The sequence below is a fragment of the Paenarthrobacter sp. CAP02 genome (assembly GCF_040137855.1).
Lineage (GTDB): Bacteria > Actinomycetota > Actinomycetes > Actinomycetales > Micrococcaceae > Arthrobacter.
In genome coordinates this window covers 118,367-136,675 of the sequence record NZ_JBEEII010000006.1, presented here as the reverse complement: position 1 = coordinate 136,675, position 18,309 = coordinate 118,367, and the positions used below count along the sequence as shown (strand labels likewise).

The following is an 18,309-nucleotide window of genomic DNA, read 5'->3' as shown; positions in this document are numbered from 1 at the left end:
ACCATTCGCCGTCGTACTTCTCCTGCTGCGTGCCGCGTCGCTGTCAGCGGCCAAGCAGGTACTTGGCGTCCGACAAATCGCCGTCCTGATGAGTGGAGGCGATGGCGGCGGAAACGACGTCGGACAAGCGGTGCCGACGACGGTAGGCCTCGCGCTGCAACCGTTCGCCCGTTCCCCGGCGGAGGATGTTTGCCACCCCCGCGCGTGCAGCGGTCAGGTCCCCGGCCTCCACCAAGGCCCGGCGGACGTGCCGTAGGAGGGCAGCCACGACGTCGGCCACGGGATAGGGCGTCTGTTCCAGCGGGTGCAGCAACTGCTGGTCAACGCCGAAGCGGCTGGCTTTCCAGTTGGCCATCCGCAGGACCGGGGTGGAAACGTCCGACGGCGGGACCCCCTCGCGCCACTCGCCCACCGAGGTCTCCACCAGGGCCCGCGCGATCAGCGCAATGGTCAACGCATCCTCGGCGTAAAGGCAAACATCGGCAACCCGGAACTCAACGGTGGGATGCCCCTTGGAAAGACGCGCATCAAAATAGATCATGCCCTCATCAAGGGGTACACCTGTGGCGAGGAGGCTTGAGGCCATGGCCTGGTAGCCCTCGGCGGATCCGAAGACATCCATGGGACCCGCCGTAGGCCAACGGTTCCAGATCTGGGTTCGATAGCTGGCGAACCCGGTGTCGGCGCCCATCCAGAACGGCGAGTTTGCGCTCAAAGCCAGAAGCACGGGAAGCCAGTGCCGCGTCCGGTCCAGGACAGCTACGCCCTCCTCCGGCGACTCGATGGAAACATGGACATGGAAACCGCAGGTCAGCTGTTCGCGCGAAATGAGGCCGAACTCGTTGCCCATGGCTGCGTACCGCTGGTTGCCACCGGTGGGCGTCGCATGGAAGACCGGCGGCGTTGCCAGTGCTGCCACCCTGGCCCCGACAGCTCTCGCGGCCTTATCCGCGAGGGCCCGGCCCGCGCGGATTTCTGCCCGGAGTTCGGACGCTGTCCGGCAAGGGAGCGAATTGACTTCAATCTGTTCCTGCTTGAATTCCGACTTCAAGGATGGTGCGTCATCGTCGGCCTCCTCAGCCGGAGTGCCTGCCACATCCAGGATCCCGGCGGCCAAAGCCAAGGGCGTCCCATCCGAAGGGTCGGCAATCAGCAACTCTTCCTCGACACCAAAGGTGCGCATGGCCACCCCTCCCCACGACGAGTTATTCAGGAACGGCAGTCAGCCGACGTGCCGCGGAACCTCCATCTGGAATCCGCACCGGCAGTGGAGCACCTGGGTCTGCAGGTACACCTCAAGAAGGTTGGGGGTCCCGGGACCGTCCGTGGTCCGGGGTGCCTCAATGACGCGCTCCGTGGGGCGTCCCAACGTCATGGGCTCGCCGCAGTGGGTGCAGCTGAACCAGAGCCCAGCGGCGGACGTTGACAGGAATTCCCTTTGGATCTCCGGCACCAGCGCGTCCAGGCGGACGGTGTGGGCGTAGAAGGTATCGCACTCGCTGCATGTGTAGCTGACGTCCACCAACTGGGACTGGTTGGGGGCAGACTCCACGACCGTTTCGACGAAAACGTACGAATCCGTCTCGCAGACAGTGCACCATGGGCGCGCGTCGGTGTCAGCGACTGAGGGCACCGGCACCGTGAGCGGTTTCGGGGCGGGAATCGGGGATCCAAGCGTCATTGCCATTCTCCTTTTGCTCCTTCAAGGAGCCTGCATGCATGCACGCGGTGAGCCGGCCGATAGAGGCCACGGCTTCAGTGCAGTTCTTGGACCATCCTTGATGGCGATCGGCATGAGGCTCCAAGGGCTATCTGCTTAACCCATGTATGAATGTAGTTCACCAGTGGCGGGGGTCACAAGGGATGGGAAGCCCCAGGACCGGCTGCCAGCCTGCGCTTAGGGCTCGAAGTGGGCCACGGGCGCTTGGTTCGCCACGGACTTTACCAAGGACTCCGCGACGTCCCGGAGCTTCTGGTTCCGGGTGCTGGATGCCTTCTTGAGGATTTGGAATGCCTCGTCCTGCGAGCAGCGGTTCTGGCCCATGATGACGCCACAGGCGAGGTCGATCACGGTACGTGAGTGCATTGCTTCCTGGAGGTCCTCGGCATGCTGCTGCTTGGCGCCGATCCGTACGGCAAGCCTGAGCGACCGTTCGGCCTGGCTTGCGTAGAGCTCGCAACTGCGGATGGTGGCGTCATCGTAGACGTGTGCCTGCGGGGCGAAGAAGTTCAGTGCCGCGGTAGCGCCCTCGTCCAGTTCGAGCGGCACGCAAAGGGCTGAAAGGTGGCCGCGCTCGGCGATGACCGTGCAGTACTCGGACCACCGCTCTTCGGTGGATGTGTCGGGAACGTGCACTGTCTTGTGGCTCCGCATGGCTTCCAGGCAGGGGCCGTCGCCATAGGCCTGCTGGACTTCGTCAATCAGGCGCGCCTCGTGGGTACTGCCGGCCACGGTGGCGGTGCGTCGACGACGACTCAAGGTGATGCCGCAGAGGACATCGACTCCCACAGCTTGGGAGACCGCGGACGCCGAGAACGCCGCGAGTTCATTAAGGAATCCGCCCACGTCCTCGCTGTCGATCACGAGGTCCTGCAATTGCTCGGGGACCGAAACTTCGTCGGGCGCCGGGTCGGATTCCAGCCGCGCCAGATCTACGTTCATTTCGTCCATGCCTTAGTTTAGGGTCGGGGTGGTACTGCACCGCCACCCCTTAATGAATGACAACAGAATCCTTGCATATGCGGTGCACCTATGTGCACAATTCTGCTACGTCCCCATTGAGGGATGAAGGCTTTCCAGCTCATGCAGACGGGCGTCCCGCATTTTTTGATGCAAAGGTACAGACCCATGCCGGCCCAGCCAGCGTCCCGAGTCCCGGACGAAGCCCACCAACCTCCTGATGAACCACTGTGGTGCAAGCGCTGCAACACGGACAGGAATCTCCTGGTCAATTCCATCCAGTCCCACTACCCACCGGCCCCCAACATGGTCGATGTCGCCTACGAATGCTGCAGTTGCAGATATTCCTACACGCAGACTGCCTCAGTCCAGAAAGTGGCTGCGGTGCTCAACCGACCAGGCATCACCCAGGGTGTGCTGCAGTTCGGCGGCCAGTATCTTCACTGCGGCGAACCCATGAAGACCAAGAGCTGCGAATTGCGCAGGATACAGACTCCCCTGGTGTTGAAGCCCAAGGGACAGCTACGGATGTACGAGGTGTTGATCAACACCCGGATTCTCGGATGTCACTGCGGCTTCCGCATGGAGATTCCGGACTGAACCCGACCATTTGGCTTCGGCCCCCACAACACAGCCCCGGAGCGACATAGCCCTCTGGCGACCGGAAGGAACACCATGCACGCAGAACCACAGGGAAGAGAGTCCGCAGTGACCGCCGGGAAGAGCAGCCAAAGCAGGAAGCGGAAGCTTCCTGATCCGCCGGATCCGGACAACCTGCCCATCGATTATCCGGGATCCGGGTGGGATTCGGGCAGCTACCCCACCCATGTTCCTCCAGCCCTTCGGCCCCGGTATGCCGCCCACCACAAGAGCGTGTGACCATGGATCCGCAGGGCACTCCGCATCCTGATCCCACCCGCAGTCCCGGTACGGATCCCAACCGCGAACCGCGTCCGACCCCCGAGCCCGTTCCCCTTCCCGAGCCCGGGCCACCGCCGGTTCCGGAACCTACGCCCGGGCCGGCCGTACCGCCGACGCCTGCACCGGGAGGCGAGCCCCGACCCTAAGCGGTCCGTTGGCACCTCCACCCCATGGACCGGATCCTGGCAAATCCCCCAGTCAGGATCCGAAGTAGGGCATGCCGCGCTACAGGGAGTGCGGCATGCCCTTTAGCGTGTCCAGGCGCCTTCAGGCGCCGCCGCGAGCAGATCTTTGTTTATGTTGGTTTTCTCTTGACGTACCCACATAAACAAAGATAGAGTCAATCAATTCCACATCGTTGTGACAGCAGTCACGGACGTGGCTGAACTGAATTCCTGGCTTTACCGCAATGGAGGGTAAGTGTTCGCAGAAGAGCGCCAACAACTGATCTCCGCCCTCGTCGTCGAGCGCGGACGGGTGAGCGTCACTGACCTCGCCGACCGTTTCAGCATCACCACTGAGACCATTCGCCGCGACCTCGCAGCCCTCGAAGTTTCCGGAAACCTGCGGCGGGTGCATGGCGGCGCGGTTCCTTCGGACCGGCTGAGCACCAGGGAAGAGAGCATCCTTGAGCGTGCAGTTCAGCGCCAGTCCCAAAAACTACGAATCGCCAACGCAGCACTCGCACTGATTCCGGAACTCACCAGCGGCAGCATCCTCCTCGACGCCGGATCAACCACGGAAACCCTCGCGGACTTGCTCGCCCAGCGGACGCCGGCTGCCCACGGAAGCGACGAACTCGTCGTCATCACGCATGCCATCCCCATCGCCGGCAAGCTCTCTTCCACTCCCGGAATTGCGCTCCAGATCCTGGGCGGCCGTGTCCGCGGCCTGACCCAGGCGGCGGTCGGGCAATCCACCGTTGAGGCCGCGTACCGGCTCCGTCCGGACATCGCTTTTGTCGGGACCAACGGGATCCACGCCGATTTCGGCCTGAGCACACCCGACCCCGAGGAAGCAGCGGTCAAGGCCGCCTTCGTCAAGTCTGCCCGGCGAGTTGTTGCCCTGGCCGATTCTTCCAAACTGGACGCTGAAACGCTGGTCCAGTTCGCCACGTTGAAGGATGTTGACACGTTGATAACAGACAACGAACCGTCCGCGGAACTCGCGGCCGCCCTGGCCGATGCCGGCGTCGACGTGGTGATCGCATGATCGTCACACTGACAGCAAACCCCAGCCTGGACAGGACGGTGGAACTCCCCGGCGCCCTGGCCCGCGGGGAAGTCCAGCGCGCCGTGGCCGTCCACCAGGAATCCGGCGGCAAGGGCGTCAATGTCTCCCGGGCCCTTGTAGCCTCCGGCCTCGAAACGTTGGCCGTCCTTCCGGGCGCCGACTCGGACCCCGTCCTTTCCGGACTGCACGACGGCGGCGTGCCGTTTGCGGCGCTCCCCATCGGCCAGGCGCTGCGCAGCAATGTCACGCTCACCGAACCGGATGGCATCACCACCAAGATCAACGAACCCGGCCCGGAGCTGAGCGGTGAACAGCAGGAAGCCCTGATCGGGCTGCTGCTGGACCGCTCCCGTGGCGCCAGCTGGGTGGTTCTCGCGGGCTCGCTCCCACCAGGGGTGCCTGCGGATTTCTACGCCACAATCGCGCGTCGGCTCCGGTCGAACGCAGATGGAACGGCGGCCCCGGGCATCGCCATCGACTCCTCCGGGGCGCCGCTTGCGGCAGCCCTGGTGGGCGATGCCGCAGGAAAGCCGGACCTCCTCAAGCCGAACGCGGAAGAGCTCGCCGAGCTTGCAGCCGCCGCAGGTTTCACCAACGTCTATACAGCTGAGCAACTGGAAGCAGACCCGGCCAAAGCCGCCCAAGCTGCTGCCGCCGTCGTCGCCAGCGGTGTAGGCGCCGTTCTCGCAACACTCGGGTCCAAGGGCGCAGTCCTGGTGACCACGGACGGAGCATGGTTCGCCACGCATCCGCCCATCAAGGCCGTCAGCACAGTGGGCGCAGGGGATTCATCCTTGGCCGGCTACCTGTTGGCCGCAACCCAGGGTGGTTCCGCTCAGGACTGCCTTCGTCAAGCCGTGGCACATGGTGCCGCTGCTGCTTCGCTGCCGGGCTCCACTGTCCCGGCAGTCCACCAGACAACCCCCGACGCCGTAACCATCACGGCCCTCCAGAAGGACTAACAGTGACCCAGCTGATCACACCCCAATTGGTCACCCTTGACCAGAACCTGGGCGACTCCCCCGCCGACGTCATCCGCGTCCTGGCCGGCAAAGTCGCCGCGGCCGGCCGTGCTTCCGAGGTTGAAGGGCTCTTCACGGATGCCTTTGCCCGCGAGCAGAAGACCGCCACCGGCGTCCCCGGCGGGATCGCCATCCCGCACTGCCGTTCAGCCGCGGTCACGGAGCCTGCCCTGGCCATGGCGCGCCTGTCCCACAAGGTGGACTTTGGCGCCAAGGACGGTCCGGCGGACCTGATCTTCTTCATCGCGGCACCGGACGGAGCGGACCAGGAACACCTGAAGCTGCTCTCCAAGTTGGCCCGCTCACTCATCAAGAAGGACTTCACGGCAGCGCTGCGCGCGGCTTCGTCCGAACAGGAAATCGTGGACCTGGTGGACGGCGCCATTGGTGACGCTCCAAAGACGAGCGAAGCCGGGGATGGGGGTCGCGGAGTGGTTGGGCATCGCGAAGCGGGCACGACCCCCATCGCCGGCGAAGCCTCGAACACGCCGGCACCCAAGCGGATCGTGGCCGTGACCGCGTGCCCAACCGGCATTGCGCACACGTACATGGCTGCCGACTCACTCGTGGCCGCAGCCAAGGAAATGGGCGTTGACCTGCAGGTCGAAACCCAGGGTTCCTCCGGCGCCAAGCCGCTGGACCCGGCTGTGATCGCTGCAGCTGACGCGGTCATCTTCGCCGTCGATGTCGATGTTCGTGGCAAGGAGCGCTTCGCCGGTAAGCCCGTCATCAATGCTCCAGTCAAGCGGGGCATCGACGAACCCACCAAGATGGTCCAGGAAGCCCTCGCCGCTGCGGAAGACCCGCATGCACGCCGCGTTCCGCACTTCGGTGCCGAAGAGCAGGCTGAGCGTGCCGAGGAGGAGAAGGGCGAGCACATCGGCCAGAAGCTGAAGCGCGCACTCCTCACTGGCGTCAGCTACATGATCCCGTTCGTTGCCGGTGGTGGCCTTCTTATTGCCCTTGGGTTCCTCATGGGCGGCTATCTCATCACCAGCTTTGCGGACAAGATCGTTGTCGAAAACAGCATCTTCAACCTGCCCACCGAATTCCCGGACAATGCCTGGGGTCCGCTGGGTGCCTACATCGGAGCGGTGCTGTTCAAGATCGGCGCCCTGTCCCTCGGGTTCCTGGTTCCCGCGCTGGCCGGCTACATCGCCTACGCCATCGCTGACCGTCCCGGCATCGCCCCCGGTTTCGTGGCCGGTGCCGTGTCCGGGTTCATGGGCGCAGGCTTCCTTGGCGGTATCGTCGGCGGCCTCCTCGCGGGGTACGTTGCCTACCAAATCGGCAAGCTGGATGTCCCGCGCTGGCTTCGCGGCCTGATGCCAGTGGTCATCATCCCGCTGATCGCGTCCCTGGTGGCGTCCGGCTTGATGTTCCTGATCCTGGGCGCTCCCATTGTTGCCCTCACCAACGCCCTGAACACCGGGCTCTCCAGCCTGACCGGCGCCGGCGCAGTCGTCCTGGGCATCATCCTGGGCCTCATGATGTGCTTCGACCTGGGCGGTCCCGTCAACAAGGTTGCTTACGCCTTCGCCGTTGCGGGCCTCGGTGCCGCGAGTGTTACCAACCAGGCTCCTTGGCAGATCATGGCCGCAGTCATGGCTGCAGGCATGGTTCCCCCGCTGGCAATGGCCCTGGCCACCGTTTTGGACAAGAAGCTCTTCTCCCTGGCCGAGCGTGAAAACGGCAAGGCAGCCTGGCTTCTGGGTGCCTCGTTCATCTCCGAAGGTGCCATTCCCTTCGCAGCCGCAGATCCCCTGCGGGTCATCCCGGCCAGCATGGTGGGCGGTGCTGTAACCGGCGCCCTGTCCATGGCCTTTGGAGTCACGTCCAAGGCTCCCCACGGCGGCCTCTTCGTCTTCTTCGCGATCGACAACTTCGTGTTGTTCTTCCTCTCGATCGCAGTCGGCGTAGTCATCACGGCACTGTTGGTCATTGCCCTCAAGCGTTGGGCCGTTCGGAAGCCGGTTGAAGCAGAGCCAGTCCCCGCTACCGCCACCGCCAGCGTCTAGACTTCCCACAAAGCCACCCACACCTAAAGGAGCACCAATGCCTGAACGTACAGCCACCATCGCAAGCCGCGTCGGCCTCCACGCCCGCCCGGCAGCCATCTTCGCGGAGGCCGCCGGCGACCTTGACCTCGATGTCACGATTGCCCGCCAGGGCGATCCGGCTGACGACGCCATGGATGCGGCCAGCATCCTGTCCCTGATGAGCCTGGGTGCCGCCCACGGCGACGTGGTGGTCCTGCGCGCCGAGGGCGAGGGCGCTGACGCGGCCCTGGACAGCCTGGTCAAGATCCTCGAAACGGACCACGACGCGTAGCAGGGACGCGCAAGCTCCCCAATACCGAAGAAGAGCCTGGTGCCACCCCGGAAGAGGGCGGCACCAGGCTCTTTTCACGTCCCGCTATGGCTTGGCGAGCGTGTCGAGGTGACGCGCCAGCATGCTGAGCATGGGACTTTCCGCCGGCAACTCCCCGCTCCATAGTCCGTTCATCGCAATTCCGTCCAGCAGCGCGCGCAGCCGTTGTGCTTCATACTCCGGGTCGCGGTCCCGGTGGAGCTGCCCTGCTTCCGCCAGGATCTGCAGGGCGGCATGGCATGCGCGATCAACTGCCTCGCTAAGCCGGACCGCCGCAGGTCGCAGTCCGCTGTCAGTGAGGGAAAGGACGCCAAGCTGTACTTGCGCCACCAGTTCCAGGCGTCGCTCCTTGTCCAGGGGGAGCAATTGCATCAGCAAACCATCAACCAGGGCCCGCCCGGTGAGCTCAAGCGCGGCCACCCTGGCCGTGACCCGGTCCTCGATGAGTTGCAGGCAATACTCCCGAAGGGCATGTTGCGTGGCAAAGGCCCGCCGCAGCGAGGCAGCGGCGATGCCGGCTTCTGCCGCGACCCCGCGCACGGACAGGCCGGCCAGTCCATCACGCTCGAGGACTCGAAGGGAAGCTTCCGCAATCGCGGCGGTACGTGCCTCTGTGTCTATTCTCCGCGGCATGGTCTCAGCGCGAGGCAGTAGCGGCCGGCAATGCCCTGGCGGGCTTCTTGGGCCAGATCGTGTAGCTCACAGCCCAGAGGAAGTCGATGGCGAAGATGATGCCCAGGATGCGAAAGAATTCAGAGAGGGCGGCGGTTCGATCGGCATCGTTCACCAGGACGATGATCGCCCCCAACGTCGCAGCGGCGATGGTCATCGCCAACGCGGTGAGGAGTACGTCGCGCCAGCACTTGACCGTGTAGGCGGCCCCGCTGAGGCGTTCCGGAGCGGGCCCGCCCGCGAACCGGTGCTGGAAGTGCGCGTCGGCCCACGCCACCATGCGTTTGCCGTAGGCGATGGAGACGCCAATGTAGATTGCCGCCAGCCCGTGGTGCCAGGAGGCCGTTGCCCCGCCCAGCAGATCGACGGCCACCAGGGCCAGCAGAACAGCATCGATCAAAGGAGCCATGAGCAAGAGGGCTCCGCCCAGGCGGCGGCGCTGCAGCACATACCGCGCTGTAAGGCCGGCGAGAATCGCCACCCAGAAAGCCACTTCGCAGACCACGATTGCAACCAGAATCATTCACCGCTCCTCAACGCCGCACTCCAAAGAGCACCGGACCCCGCGTTTTATTAGTACGAGTGTACTCATAAAATGCGACGATGAAACGGGGGCCACCCGCCCCGGCGGCGCTAGCTCTGTTTTTCGATCAGGAATGCAGCAATGGAAGGTTCCGTGGCTTTGACTTCCTGCAGCTCCCCGGACAAGTAAGCCTCCACGATCCGAGGGTCAACATACGATGTACGCGCCACTGTTGGAGTGTTGCCAAGGAGGGCCGCCGCATCCTTCATGGCTTTGACCAGCGCCTGGGGGCGCGTCATGGTGCCATCGGAGCTCAACAGGCTGAGGGCAGCAGCCGCAGTACCCTTCCAAGTCCGGAAATCCTTGGACGTGTAAGCCGCCCCGGCAATGGTGCGAAGGTACTCATTGATCATGGAGGCATCCAAGGAGACCCAGGAACCATCCACCTTGTACGAAAGCAAGCGCTCTTTGCCCGGTCGTCGGGACAGAGGCTCCAGGAACGCGGCCAGGGCGGGGTCATTAATGGAGGTGTCCCACAGCTGCCCACTCTTGCCGGGGAACTTCAGCGCCACAACATCGCCCTTGACCCGGGCATGCCGGCAGCGGAGAGTGGTGAGCCCATACGAACCGTTCTGGCGCATGTAGCTTTCGGAGCCAACACGCAAAGCGCCGAGGTCCATCAGCCGCACCGCAGCTGCGATGGTCTGCTGCTTGGGCGAGGACGTGTCCTTGAGGTGCAGCGTGACGGCCCGACGCACTGCAGGGAACACGGAGCCCAACTCCGCCGCGCGCTGGAACTTCTCGGTGTCCTTACGTTCACGCCAGCGGGGGTGGTACATGTATTGGCTGCGACCGGCCGCGTCCACGCCGGTGGCTTGGATGTGTCCGTTTTCGAAGGGACAGATCCACACCTCAGTCCAGGCAGGCGGGATCGCCAGCGCGTTGATGCGCTGGCGATCCTCCTTGCTGACCAGGCTCCCGTCCGGGTGGCGGTAGCTAAAGCCCTTGCCCACCTTGCGGCGGACGATGCCGGGCTTGGAAAGGTCGCTTCGCTTAAGCCGTGGCACGCCGGGCTGCCTGTCCGCGATCAGCCAGGTCCGAGCGCTTGCTAGGCCTCGTCCGGGTCCGTGACAGATGCGCCTGCGTTCATGATTTCGGCGTTGATCATCCACACCAGCTGCTCGAGCCTGGAGATGAATGCGTGCAGGAGGTCCGCCGTCGTGGGATCTTCCTCATCCACTTCATCATGGACGTCGCGCATGGTCTGGACTGCGCGCTCCACGCGGTCGGTCACCAGCTTGACGGCGTTCTTGGTGTTGACCAGGCCGGCGGGGAATTCCTCAAGCCGCGTGCCTTTGGCGACGGTGGCGCTGCGGCCATCGGGGAGTGCGTGAAGGGCCCTCATCCGCTCAGCGGTGTCGTCGGCGAATTCGCGCGTTGCCACCACCAGCTCATCCAGCTGGAGGTGAAGGTCCCGGAAGTTGGGCCCCACAATGTTCCAGTGGGCTTGCTTGCCCTGGAGCTGCAGCTCGATAAGGTCTGTCAGGACGATCTGAAGGTTGTCTGCAAGCTGCTGTGACGCTTTCATGTGTTCCTCTCGTGGACGTTCATCCGAGCCAATACGTGCCACCTGTTTATCGCGGCACTGCCCAATCATCAAGTGACGACTTCAACAAGCCTTTCATAAGGTTGCTTAGTAGTACAATGAAGAGTGTTGCTGTTCACAACTGGCGAACTTCATCCTACGGTGAAGACCTGTTCGGGATAGCGGAAAGGCACTTGAGGGCGGCGGAACGCCCCTAAGTACCGGCATAACTAAATCGAAGTAAACCGGAATGCATAGTTGGGAATCCGGTGATTCCCCCAGAAAGGAATGTGCTGACCATGAATACGCTTCTGATCATTGCTGGTGTAGTGGCAATTGTCCTTCTCCTTGTGGGCGGCTTCTCCCAGGCCCTTAGCTGGCTGCTGTGGGTGGGAATCGTCCTCCTCGTAGTGGCGGCCATTGGCTGGCTCCTGAGCTTCATGTCAGGGCGCCGGGGTCATACGGTCTGAAGCCAGGATCCCCGCCGAGGACTGCCCCGCTGCGCGGCACTGCGCGTCGGAGCAGTCCTCGGTCGCTTCTATTGGCCAGCAAGAGTTGCGAGGTGCATCAATGACGGAACCGGATCACATTCCGCGGGTAGGACGTAACGAGTCCACCGAAGAGCGGATGGACCGGAACTGGATGGAATTGATCCAGGAGCTGCGCGTACTCCAAACGGGAGTCCAGATCCTGGGGGGCTTCCTGCTGACACTCCCTTTCCAGGCCCGGTTCAGTGAACTGGACGACTGGCAGCAGAACCTTTACCTCTTCAACGTCATGACCGCAGCTTTGACGACTGTGCTCATCGTCGTCCCGGTGAGCGTGCACCGCCGGCTGTTCCGGCGGGGGCTCAAAGCCACCCTTGTCTCCAGCGCTGACGTCATCACCAAATTTGCCCTGGCAGGAGTTGCCCTTCTGATTACCGGCTCCGCCTCCCTGGTCTTCGACGTGACAGCCGGCAGGACTGCGGGGTTGGTGGCCGGCGGCGGCATCATCCTGGTCCTGCTGGTTTTTGTGGTGGGCATGCCGCTGTGGCTGCAACAACAGGCCGGGACAACCAACGGCACTTCACATGAAGGCTGAACCCAGCGAACGCGGCAAGCCCGTTGCCGAACCCCACTACAAGACAAGCGCCTAACCAGGGAAAGGAAACGAACCATGCCGGAAAAGAAGAATCCCAGCATCAAAGATCCCGAACTGTATGAAGAACTTCGCGATGATGGCGCATCCCAGGAAAAGGCCGCCCGCATCTCAAACGCCGCTGCTGCGAAGGGGCGCAAGGCCGTGGGCCGTAAAGGTGGGAAGTCCGGCGACTATGACGACTGGACCGTGGACAAATTGAAAGCCCGCGCCAAGGAACTGGGCATTACCGGCTATTCCGGAAAGAAGAAGGCCGAACTGATCTCCATGTTGCGGAACCACTAGTCAAAGACGCAAACAAAAAGCGGTGGCGGCCTGGATAGGCAGCCACCGCTTTTGTGCTGAATGACGACGCCGGATCACGCCTTTTTCTTGGCCCGCGCCTTTGGCTTGCTGGCAGTCTTGCTGGCGGCAGCGTCGTCGTCGGACGCTTTTTCCTTGCCGCGTTTCTTGTCGAGGCTGCGCTTGAGCGCTTCCATGAGGTCGATGACGTCGCCGCCTTCGCCTTCGCCTTCCACGACGCCGAAGGTGGCCTCCGTGTCCAGCGCCTCGCCCTTCTCCAGCTTGGCCTCGATCAACGTCTTCAGCTGCGCCTGGTAGTCGTCGGTGTATTCGTCGGGATCGAAATCGTGCGCCATGGAGTCCACCAGGGCCGAGGACATTTCGAGCTCCTTGTCCGAAATCTTGACGTCGGTCTCCAGGGACGGGAACTTCGCTTCCCGGACCTCGTCCCCCCACAACAACGCCTGCAGCAGGAGCACGTCCCCGCGCACCCGCAGCGCCCCCAAACGGGTTTTTTGGCGCAGGGCGTACTGGACTATGGCGATCCTGTCCGTGTCTTCCAGGGTCTGGCGGAGCAGCATGTAGGCCTTGGGCGACTTGGAGTCAGGTTCAAGGAAATAGCTGCGCTCGTACATGATGGGGTCCAGTTGCTCGGCAGGGATGAACTCCACCACCTCGATTTCCCGGCTGCTCTCTTCCGGGAGGGACTTCAACTCGGCCGCTGTCAGGACTACGGTCTGGCCTTCCTCTTCGTAGGCCTTGTCGATGTCCTCGTACGCCACCACTTCGCCGCAGACTTCGCATTTGCGCTGGTACCTGATGCGGCCGCCGTCCTTATTGTGGACTTGGTGAAGGCTTATATCGTGATCCTCCGTGGCACTGTAGAGCTTCACTGGTACGTTGACCAGACCGAACGCGATAGATCCCTTCCATATGGCCCTCATGAACCCAGTCAACAGCACAAGCACGCAGAGGAGAAGAGGTGGCAGGCAAGCAGAAGGAGCGTGTCGTGGTGGAGGGCCACGAGCTCACCCTCACCAACCTGGGCAAAATCATCTACCCCGAAACCGGCACCACCAAGGCCGAGGTGCTGGAGTACTACGCTGCCGTAGCGCCGTTCCTCATCCCCGCGGCGGCCAACAGGCCCGTCACCCGTAAACGCTGGGTCAACGGAGTGGGCACCGCCGAGCATCCGGGACAGGTGTTCTTCCAGAAGAACCTGGAGGACTCCGCACCCAAATGGATCCCGCGCGCCACCATCCACCATTCGGACCACACCAACGACTACCCCATGGTGAACAACCTGGCCACGCTCACGTGGATGGCCCAGATCGCCTCACTGGAGATCCACGTTCCACAATGGCAGGTTGACGCCGCAGGCAACCCGCTCCGCCCCGACCGCTTTGTGCTGGACCTCGATCCCGGTCCGGGTGCGGGACTGCCTGAATGCGTCGAGGTGGCCAGGTTGGCCCGTTCCATCCTCCAGGACATGGGCATGGACCCCGTTCCCGTCACCAGTGGCAGCAAGGGCATCCACCTCTATACAGGTTTGGACGGGACCCTTAAATCGGAGCAGGTGGCGGCCTTCGCCCATGAGCTTGCCCGTGCCTTGGAGTCCGACCATCCTGAGCTCGTGGTGAGCGACATGAAGAAGTCCCTGCGCGCAGGCAAGGTCCTGGTGGATTGGAGCCAGAACAGCGGCAACAAGACCACCATCGTGCCCTACTCCCTGCGCGGCAAGGCCCACCCCACGGTTGCTGCGCCCCGAACCTGGCGGGAGCTTAATTCCCCCACGCTCGACCATCTGGACTACACCGCTGTGATGGACCGGGTCCGGACCGGCAAGGACCATTTCGCCCCCATCTCCGACCGGCACCTGCCGCCGCACGGCGAAGACACCGACGACGGCGAGGCTGCTTCGGGTGGTTCGGGCGGCCGGGTGGTGACGGTGGAGAGCCGTCTCGCCAAATATGTCGGGATGCGCGATCCGGACAAAACCCCGGAGCCGTTTCCGTCGTCGTCGGCCGCTGCCGCGACGGCGCCCAGCGCGACGTCCTCCGAGCAGCCAAAACCGGGCGACCCTCTGCCGCCCGGCGGCATCTTCGTCATCCAGGAGCATCACGCCAGGCGCTACCACCTGGACCTGCGTTTGGAGCACAACGGTGTCCTGGCATCCTGGGCATTGCCCCGTGGTGTTCCGGAAACACCCGAGCGGAACAATCTGGCCGTCCATACCGAAGACCACCCCATGGAGTACGCAACGTTCGCCGGGATCATTCCGAAGGGCGAGTACGGGGCGGGAACCATGACCATTTGGGACCGCGGCGAGTACACCTGCGAGAAATGGCGCGACGGCAAGGAAGTCATTGCCACCCTGACCGGACAACCGGGCGGTGGACTGGGCGGCACCAAGCGTTTCGCGTTGATCAACACGGGCGACCGTTGGCTGATCCACCTGATGAAGGAGCAGCCGGGAGCGCGCCGAACTCCGCCGGTGAAGGACCCGAAGGCCGCCGCTCCCCCGGCCAAGCAGCCCCTCCGCGATTACGCCCCCATGCTGGCCACGTCCGGGACCACGGCGGACCTTAGCGGAAATGACTGGCTGTACGAGCTCAAATGGGATGGCATCCGGGCCGTCATCACCGGAACCGAGGGCAAGATCCGGCTCATGAGCCGCAACGGCAACGACCTCACGGCCACTTATCCGGAGCTCACCGACCGCTCCTGCTGGCCGGAAGGCGACTTTGTTGCAGACGGGGAAATCGTGGCACTCGGCAAGGGCTCAAGGCCTGACTTCGGGCGGCTGCAACTCCGGATGAACCTGGTCAAGGCTGCCGACATCGAACGCGCCCGGGCTTCCGTTCCGGTGCAGCTCATGCTTTTCGACCTGATATACGACGACGGCACGGACCTCAGCGGACTGCCTTACGTTGAGCGCCGCGAAAGGCTGTCGGCGTTTGCGGGCCGCCTGAAGGCGGGATGTCCGCTGCATCTGTCGGCCGTCCTGGACCACGATGTCGAAGACCTCATGTCCAGCGCCGCCGAGTTGGGCCTTGAAGGGGTCATGGCCAAGAAAGCGGACAGCCGATACGCCGTGGGACGCCGCAGCAGGGCCTGGCTCAAGCTCAAACTGGAGCAAAGCCAGGAGGTTGTGGTGGGCGGTTGGCGGCCAGGGGCCGGCGCGCGGAGCGGAACCTTCGGGGCGCTGCTCCTGGGCATCCCCGACGGGGACCAACTGCACTATGTGGGCAGGGTGGGGACCGGGTTCAAGGACTGGCAACTGCGGGACATCATCGGGCAACTGGAATCACGGGGCACCAGCGAATCCCCGTTCGCGGACATCCCTCGTGAGGACGCGGCCGGCGCCCACTGGGTGCGCCCGGACCTGGTGGCTGAAGTAACTTTCGGCAACTGGACCGGCCCTGGCCGGCTGCGCCATCCGGTGTGGCGTGGTTGGCGCCCGGACAAGTCCCCCTCGGACGTGAGCCAGCCCAACTGAATGGCAGTTGGGCTGGCTTCCGCGTCGGAGTATTTGCGGCTAGGAGGAGTGGGGCATCTGCGGACGGCTGGTCCGGTGGACCGCAGTCACTGCGGCCCCCTGGCCCATACGACCGTGGGCCTGGTCGCGGTCCTTCGGGTGGCGGCGTTTGCCGTTGCCGTCCGGCCACTGCTGGCTTTGATCCGTGCCGAGTGCCAAAGCAATGGCAGCGGGCTCGGGCATCGGAGCCATGTCCATGGACTCCACCAAGTGGCTTGCAACCTCAGGATTGATGTTTTCTGCAGAATGCTTCGCAGTCATGGTTCTTCCCTTTCAGTGTGCCTGTCCGTTGGATTCACCAGCGGACCTTCTTCTCGGTCTTGGCTTGCTTGCCGCTGGCAGACGTGGGCTTGTGGCCTTTGCCGGTGCTCTGCCATCCTGCTGGCGCTCCGCCACCGGACTTGCTGGCGAGCATCGCCCGCTGGGCGTCCGTGAGCTTGGATTTGATACCGCCAGAAGCGGCTTGGTTTTTGTTGTCGGAAGGGTTGGCGGTCATATGGACTCCTAAAGTGTGTGAGTCCTGAAGAGACACGTATCCCGTGCGTTGCGGTTCAAGAAAAGGGCGTCGACAACGGGAACGGCATGGAGGCAAGCCTCAACAGGCGTGGATTTTTGTCTTCTGAAACGCAGCAGGTGCACCATGACGGGCACTGGCCGGTCTACTCAAAAATCAGTGTTCCCATGCGTCATACCCTAACCAAGTTCCTCCGTGTTTGTGAACCCCTCGGCTAGCATGGCTCCCGTGACCAGCATCGCTTCGATCGTCACCACCTTGCGGGCTGCGGGCTGTGTCTTCGCCGAAGACGAAGCCCAGCTCCTGATCAGCGCGGCCCGGACTCCGGACGAGCTGGCCCGAATGATTGATCACAGGGTCCGTGGACTCCCGCTCGAACACATCGTGGGGTGGGTCGATTTCTGCGGGCAGCGGATGGCTGTGGGACCCGGCGTATTCGTTCCGCGGCGTCGAACGGAGTTCCTGGTCCGGCAGGCAGCGGCCATCGTCCGGCCGTCAACCGAGGGGCGCCGCGCCGCCGTCGTCGACCTCTGCTGTGGCTCCGGCGCGATAGGCGCAGCTTTATCTGAACTGGTGGGTGGGCTCGAGCTGCACGCTGCCGACATCGATCCGGCCGCGGTCCAGTGTGCCCGGCGCAATGTGGAACCCCGCGGCGGCCACGTCCACCAAGGTGACCTCTACCAGGCACTCCCCCGCAGGCTCCGGGGCCGAGTCAATGTGCTCCTGGCCAACGCACCCTACGTGCCCACCGGGTCCATCGGGATGATGCCGCCGGAGGCCCGGCTCCACGAGCCGATGGTAGCGCTCGACGGCGGCGCTGACGGTTTAGCGGTGCAGCGTCGGGTCGCGTCGGGGGCACTTGAGTGGCTGGCGCCGCGTGGTGCCCTGCTCATAGAGACATCCACGGCACAGGCACCCGAAACGGCAGCGATCATGGCGGGTGCGGGGCTCGACGCAACAGTGCTTTCGGATGAGGCGCTCGGGGCAACCCTGGTGCTGGGTTCACTTCACCTCGCGCCTTCGGACATTGGACAACAATGAACAAGAAACTCATCCCCCTCGCCATTGTCGGGCTTTTGCTCGCGGGATGTTCACCAGCCGCGACCCAAGTCGGATCCGCGCCCAGCGGGCCTGTAACAACGACGGAGGCCAGTCAGCCGGCAGCAGCGCCTGAGGCTGTCCCGACCGCATCTGGCGAGGTCGACAAGACTGCGGACTTCAAGACGGCAAACGCCTCTGCGGCCTGGGCAGGGAGCGTCACCGCCGTGACCGAGACGGAACCAGGCAGGCTCAGCATCGACACCACACTCATCGACCCACGCGGAGCAGCGGACAGTGAGGCAGCGAAGACTGCCATAGCAATTTGCGATTCCGCAGTTCAGCTCTACCAGCCCAGCTATGTAGCAGTGAAAGAAAAGGATGGAACCCACTTCGTCCTCTTCGGGCACCCCTCCGTATCCAGAGGTGCCTGCGCGGAAGTCTGAACGATCAGATGATCGGAAGATCGGAACTTGCCAGGTCGGATCGTGCTTCCGTACCGGCACCTTCTACCGACCACGCTTGGACGCACCGTTCCGCCACGCGATGAGCACCACGATGACCTAGCAATCCGTCAGTTTTTGACTCCGTTTCCGCCCCTTTTGATGGGGTTGGCTAAACAATTTGGTAACAACGTGCTTTGTGGGCAAAACCGGGCCGAAATCCGCGTGTTTGCGGGGCAAGAGCGGGCAATGAGATGCAACACAACTAGGCAATTTGCACCCCCAGACGGCCCAAAAATCGGATCTCAACTCGGGTTTTGGGCCAAAACCGCGTAAAATTGAAGGCCT

At 63.5% G+C, this 18,309-nt stretch carries 22 protein-coding genes; 12 read left to right on the top strand and 10 right to left on the bottom strand.

Annotation, left to right across the window (positions count from 1 at the left end):
- Window positions 1-43: 43 nt before the first annotated feature.
- The 3 genes from ABHM97_RS12245 to ABHM97_RS12235 form a co-directional block, all read right to left on the bottom strand.
- The gene (locus ABHM97_RS12245; RefSeq protein ID WP_235520242.1) at window positions 44-1,183 is read right to left on the bottom strand and encodes a glutamate--cysteine ligase 2; all 1,140 of its coding nucleotides are present in this window, start codon (window positions 1,181-1,183) and stop codon (window positions 44-46) included.
- 39 nt (window positions 1,184-1,222) lie between these two features.
- Window positions 1,223-1,681, bottom strand: coding sequence for a hypothetical protein (locus ABHM97_RS12240; RefSeq protein WP_349470868.1), 459 nt, complete (start codon window positions 1,679-1,681; stop codon window positions 1,223-1,225).
- Window positions 1,682-1,897: 216 nt separating this feature from the next.
- Entirely contained in the window at window positions 1,898-2,671 is a 774-nt protein-coding gene (locus ABHM97_RS12235) for a GAF and ANTAR domain-containing protein (protein WP_349470867.1), read from the bottom strand.
- A gap of 177 nt (window positions 2,672-2,848) precedes the next feature.
- On the opposite strand from ABHM97_RS12235, the gene ABHM97_RS12230 reads away from it, so the two are divergent.
- The 6 genes from ABHM97_RS12230 to ABHM97_RS12205 all read left to right on the top strand — a co-directional run bounded on the left by ABHM97_RS12230 (window position 2,849) and on the right by ABHM97_RS12205 (window position 8,187).
- Entirely contained in the window at window positions 2,849-3,280 is a 432-nt protein-coding gene (locus tag ABHM97_RS12230) for a hypothetical protein (RefSeq protein WP_235520245.1), read from the top strand.
- Window positions 3,281-3,355: 75 nt separating this feature from the next.
- The gene (locus ABHM97_RS12225) at window positions 3,356-3,559 is read left to right on the top strand and encodes a hypothetical protein (RefSeq protein WP_349470866.1); all 204 of its coding nucleotides are present in this window, start codon (window positions 3,356-3,358) and stop codon (window positions 3,557-3,559) included.
- A gap of 462 nt (window positions 3,560-4,021) precedes the next feature.
- Window positions 4,022-4,813, top strand: coding sequence for a DeoR/GlpR family DNA-binding transcription regulator (locus ABHM97_RS12220; RefSeq protein ID WP_235520246.1), 792 nt, complete (start codon window positions 4,022-4,024; stop codon window positions 4,811-4,813).
- Window positions 4,810-5,796, top strand: a complete 987-nt coding sequence (locus ABHM97_RS12215; RefSeq protein ID WP_235520247.1) for a 1-phosphofructokinase family hexose kinase — start codon at window positions 4,810-4,812, stop codon at window positions 5,794-5,796. Before ABHM97_RS12220 ends, ABHM97_RS12215 begins: the two co-directional genes overlap by 4 nt.
- A 2-nt stretch (window positions 5,797-5,798) precedes the next feature.
- On the top strand, window positions 5,799-7,874 hold the full coding sequence (locus ABHM97_RS12210; protein WP_349470865.1) for a PTS fructose transporter subunit IIABC: 2,076 nt from the start codon (window positions 5,799-5,801) through the stop codon (window positions 7,872-7,874).
- Between the two features lie 37 nt (window positions 7,875-7,911).
- Window positions 7,912-8,187, top strand: a complete 276-nt coding sequence (locus ABHM97_RS12205) for an HPr family phosphocarrier protein (protein WP_257370221.1) — start codon at window positions 7,912-7,914, stop codon at window positions 8,185-8,187.
- Window positions 8,188-8,271: 84 nt separating this feature from the next.
- Here the strand turns inward: ABHM97_RS12205 and ABHM97_RS12200 are convergent, their stop codons facing one another.
- The 4 genes from ABHM97_RS12200 to ABHM97_RS12185 form a co-directional block, all read right to left on the bottom strand.
- The gene (locus tag ABHM97_RS12200) at window positions 8,272-8,859 is read right to left on the bottom strand and encodes a TetR/AcrR family transcriptional regulator (RefSeq protein ID WP_349470864.1); all 588 of its coding nucleotides are present in this window, start codon (window positions 8,857-8,859) and stop codon (window positions 8,272-8,274) included.
- A 4-nt stretch (window positions 8,860-8,863) separates the two neighbouring features.
- Window positions 8,864-9,421 carry a hypothetical protein gene (locus ABHM97_RS12195; protein WP_235520251.1) on the bottom strand — a complete coding sequence of 186 codons (558 nt, stop codon included), beginning with the start codon at window positions 9,419-9,421 and terminating at the stop codon, window positions 8,864-8,866.
- A 110-nt stretch (window positions 9,422-9,531) separates the two neighbouring features.
- The gene (locus tag ABHM97_RS12190; RefSeq protein ID WP_349470863.1) at window positions 9,532-10,488 is read right to left on the bottom strand and encodes a DNA topoisomerase IB; all 957 of its coding nucleotides are present in this window, start codon (window positions 10,486-10,488) and stop codon (window positions 9,532-9,534) included.
- A gap of 41 nt (window positions 10,489-10,529) precedes the next feature.
- A complete protein-coding gene (locus ABHM97_RS12185) occupies window positions 10,530-11,009 on the bottom strand; it encodes a Dps family protein (protein WP_257370225.1) in 480 nt (159 codons plus the stop codon).
- A gap of 296 nt (window positions 11,010-11,305) precedes the next feature.
- On the opposite strand from ABHM97_RS12185, the gene ABHM97_RS12180 reads away from it, so the two are divergent.
- From ABHM97_RS12180 to ABHM97_RS12170, 3 genes are all read left to right on the top strand, one after another.
- Window positions 11,306-11,476, top strand: a complete 171-nt coding sequence (locus tag ABHM97_RS12180) for a hypothetical protein (RefSeq protein WP_235520254.1) — start codon at window positions 11,306-11,308, stop codon at window positions 11,474-11,476.
- 100 nt (window positions 11,477-11,576) lie between these two features.
- Window positions 11,577-12,089 carry a DUF6328 family protein gene (locus tag ABHM97_RS12175; protein ID WP_235520255.1) on the top strand — a complete coding sequence of 171 codons (513 nt, stop codon included), beginning with the start codon at window positions 11,577-11,579 and terminating at the stop codon, window positions 12,087-12,089.
- 75 nt (window positions 12,090-12,164) lie between these two features.
- Window positions 12,165-12,431 carry a DUF7218 family protein gene (locus ABHM97_RS12170; protein ID WP_349470862.1) on the top strand — a complete coding sequence of 89 codons (267 nt, stop codon included), beginning with the start codon at window positions 12,165-12,167 and terminating at the stop codon, window positions 12,429-12,431.
- A 74-nt stretch (window positions 12,432-12,505) separates the two neighbouring features.
- On the opposite strand, the gene ku is transcribed toward ABHM97_RS12170, so the two are convergent.
- Complete coding sequence (ku, locus tag ABHM97_RS12165) at window positions 12,506-13,372, bottom strand: non-homologous end joining protein Ku (RefSeq protein WP_235520257.1); 867 nt, start codon at window positions 13,370-13,372, stop codon at window positions 12,506-12,508.
- A gap of 38 nt (window positions 13,373-13,410) precedes the next feature.
- On the opposite strand from ku, the gene ABHM97_RS12160 reads away from it, so the two are divergent.
- Window positions 13,411-15,927, top strand: coding sequence for an ATP-dependent DNA ligase (locus tag ABHM97_RS12160; RefSeq protein WP_349470861.1), 2,517 nt, complete (start codon window positions 13,411-13,413; stop codon window positions 15,925-15,927).
- 39 nt (window positions 15,928-15,966) lie between these two features.
- On the opposite strand, the gene ABHM97_RS12155 is transcribed toward ABHM97_RS12160, so the two are convergent.
- Together ABHM97_RS12155 and ABHM97_RS12150 are read right to left on the bottom strand one after the other, a co-directional pair.
- Window positions 15,967-16,227: a hypothetical protein gene (locus tag ABHM97_RS12155; protein WP_211710948.1), complete on the bottom strand. Its 261-nt coding sequence runs from the start codon at window positions 16,225-16,227 to the stop codon at window positions 15,967-15,969.
- A 34-nt stretch (window positions 16,228-16,261) separates the two neighbouring features.
- Window positions 16,262-16,462, bottom strand: a complete 201-nt coding sequence (locus tag ABHM97_RS12150) for a hypothetical protein (RefSeq protein ID WP_211710949.1) — start codon at window positions 16,460-16,462, stop codon at window positions 16,262-16,264.
- A 237-nt stretch (window positions 16,463-16,699) separates the two neighbouring features.
- Here ABHM97_RS12150 and ABHM97_RS12145 point away from each other — a divergent pair, with 237 nt between their 5' ends.
- Together ABHM97_RS12145 and ABHM97_RS12140 are read left to right on the top strand one after the other, a co-directional pair.
- Window positions 16,700-17,521 (top strand): putative protein N(5)-glutamine methyltransferase, encoded by an 822-nt coding sequence (locus tag ABHM97_RS12145; RefSeq protein WP_349470860.1) that lies wholly within the window; start codon window positions 16,700-16,702, stop codon window positions 17,519-17,521.
- Window positions 17,518-17,964, top strand: coding sequence for a flagellar basal body L-ring protein FlgH (locus tag ABHM97_RS12140; RefSeq protein ID WP_349470859.1), 447 nt, complete (start codon window positions 17,518-17,520; stop codon window positions 17,962-17,964). Before ABHM97_RS12145 ends, ABHM97_RS12140 begins: the two co-directional genes overlap by 4 nt.
- The last annotated feature ends 345 nt before the right edge of the window (window positions 17,965-18,309 follow it).

Coding starts and splice junctions, on each gene's coding strand:
- ABHM97_RS12245 (WP_235520242.1), bottom strand. CDS start 1,183: ATGCGCACCTTTGGTGTCGAGGAAGAGTTGCTGATTGCCGACCCTTCG.
- ABHM97_RS12240 (WP_349470868.1), bottom strand. CDS start 1,681: ATGACGCTTGGATCCCCGATTCCCGCCCCGAAACCGCTCACGGTGCCG.
- ABHM97_RS12235 (WP_349470867.1), bottom strand. CDS start 2,671: ATGGACGAAATGAACGTAGATCTGGCGCGGCTGGAATCCGACCCGGCG.
- ABHM97_RS12230 (WP_235520245.1), top strand. CDS start 2,849: ATGCCGGCCCAGCCAGCGTCCCGAGTCCCGGACGAAGCCCACCAACCT.
- ABHM97_RS12225 (WP_349470866.1), top strand. CDS start 3,356: ATGCACGCAGAACCACAGGGAAGAGAGTCCGCAGTGACCGCCGGGAAG.
- ABHM97_RS12215 (WP_235520247.1), top strand. CDS start 4,810: ATGATCGTCACACTGACAGCAAACCCCAGCCTGGACAGGACGGTGGAA.
- ABHM97_RS12205 (WP_257370221.1), top strand. CDS start 7,912: ATGCCTGAACGTACAGCCACCATCGCAAGCCGCGTCGGCCTCCACGCC.
- ABHM97_RS12200 (WP_349470864.1), bottom strand. CDS start 8,859: ATGCCGCGGAGAATAGACACAGAGGCACGTACCGCCGCGATTGCGGAA.
- ABHM97_RS12195 (WP_235520251.1), bottom strand. CDS start 9,421: ATGATTCTGGTTGCAATCGTGGTCTGCGAAGTGGCTTTCTGGGTGGCG.
- ABHM97_RS12185 (WP_257370225.1), bottom strand. CDS start 11,009: ATGAAAGCGTCACAGCAGCTTGCAGACAACCTTCAGATCGTCCTGACA.
- ABHM97_RS12180 (WP_235520254.1), top strand. CDS start 11,306: ATGAATACGCTTCTGATCATTGCTGGTGTAGTGGCAATTGTCCTTCTC.
- ABHM97_RS12175 (WP_235520255.1), top strand. CDS start 11,577: ATGACGGAACCGGATCACATTCCGCGGGTAGGACGTAACGAGTCCACC.
- ABHM97_RS12170 (WP_349470862.1), top strand. CDS start 12,165: ATGCCGGAAAAGAAGAATCCCAGCATCAAAGATCCCGAACTGTATGAA.
- ku (WP_235520257.1), bottom strand. CDS start 13,372: ATGAGGGCCATATGGAAGGGATCTATCGCGTTCGGTCTGGTCAACGTA.
- ABHM97_RS12155 (WP_211710948.1), bottom strand. CDS start 16,227: ATGACTGCGAAGCATTCTGCAGAAAACATCAATCCTGAGGTTGCAAGC.
- ABHM97_RS12150 (WP_211710949.1), bottom strand. CDS start 16,462: ATGACCGCCAACCCTTCCGACAACAAAAACCAAGCCGCTTCTGGCGGT.
- ABHM97_RS12145 (WP_349470860.1), top strand. CDS start 16,700: ATGGCTCCCGTGACCAGCATCGCTTCGATCGTCACCACCTTGCGGGCT.
- ABHM97_RS12140 (WP_349470859.1), top strand. CDS start 17,518: ATGAACAAGAAACTCATCCCCCTCGCCATTGTCGGGCTTTTGCTCGCG.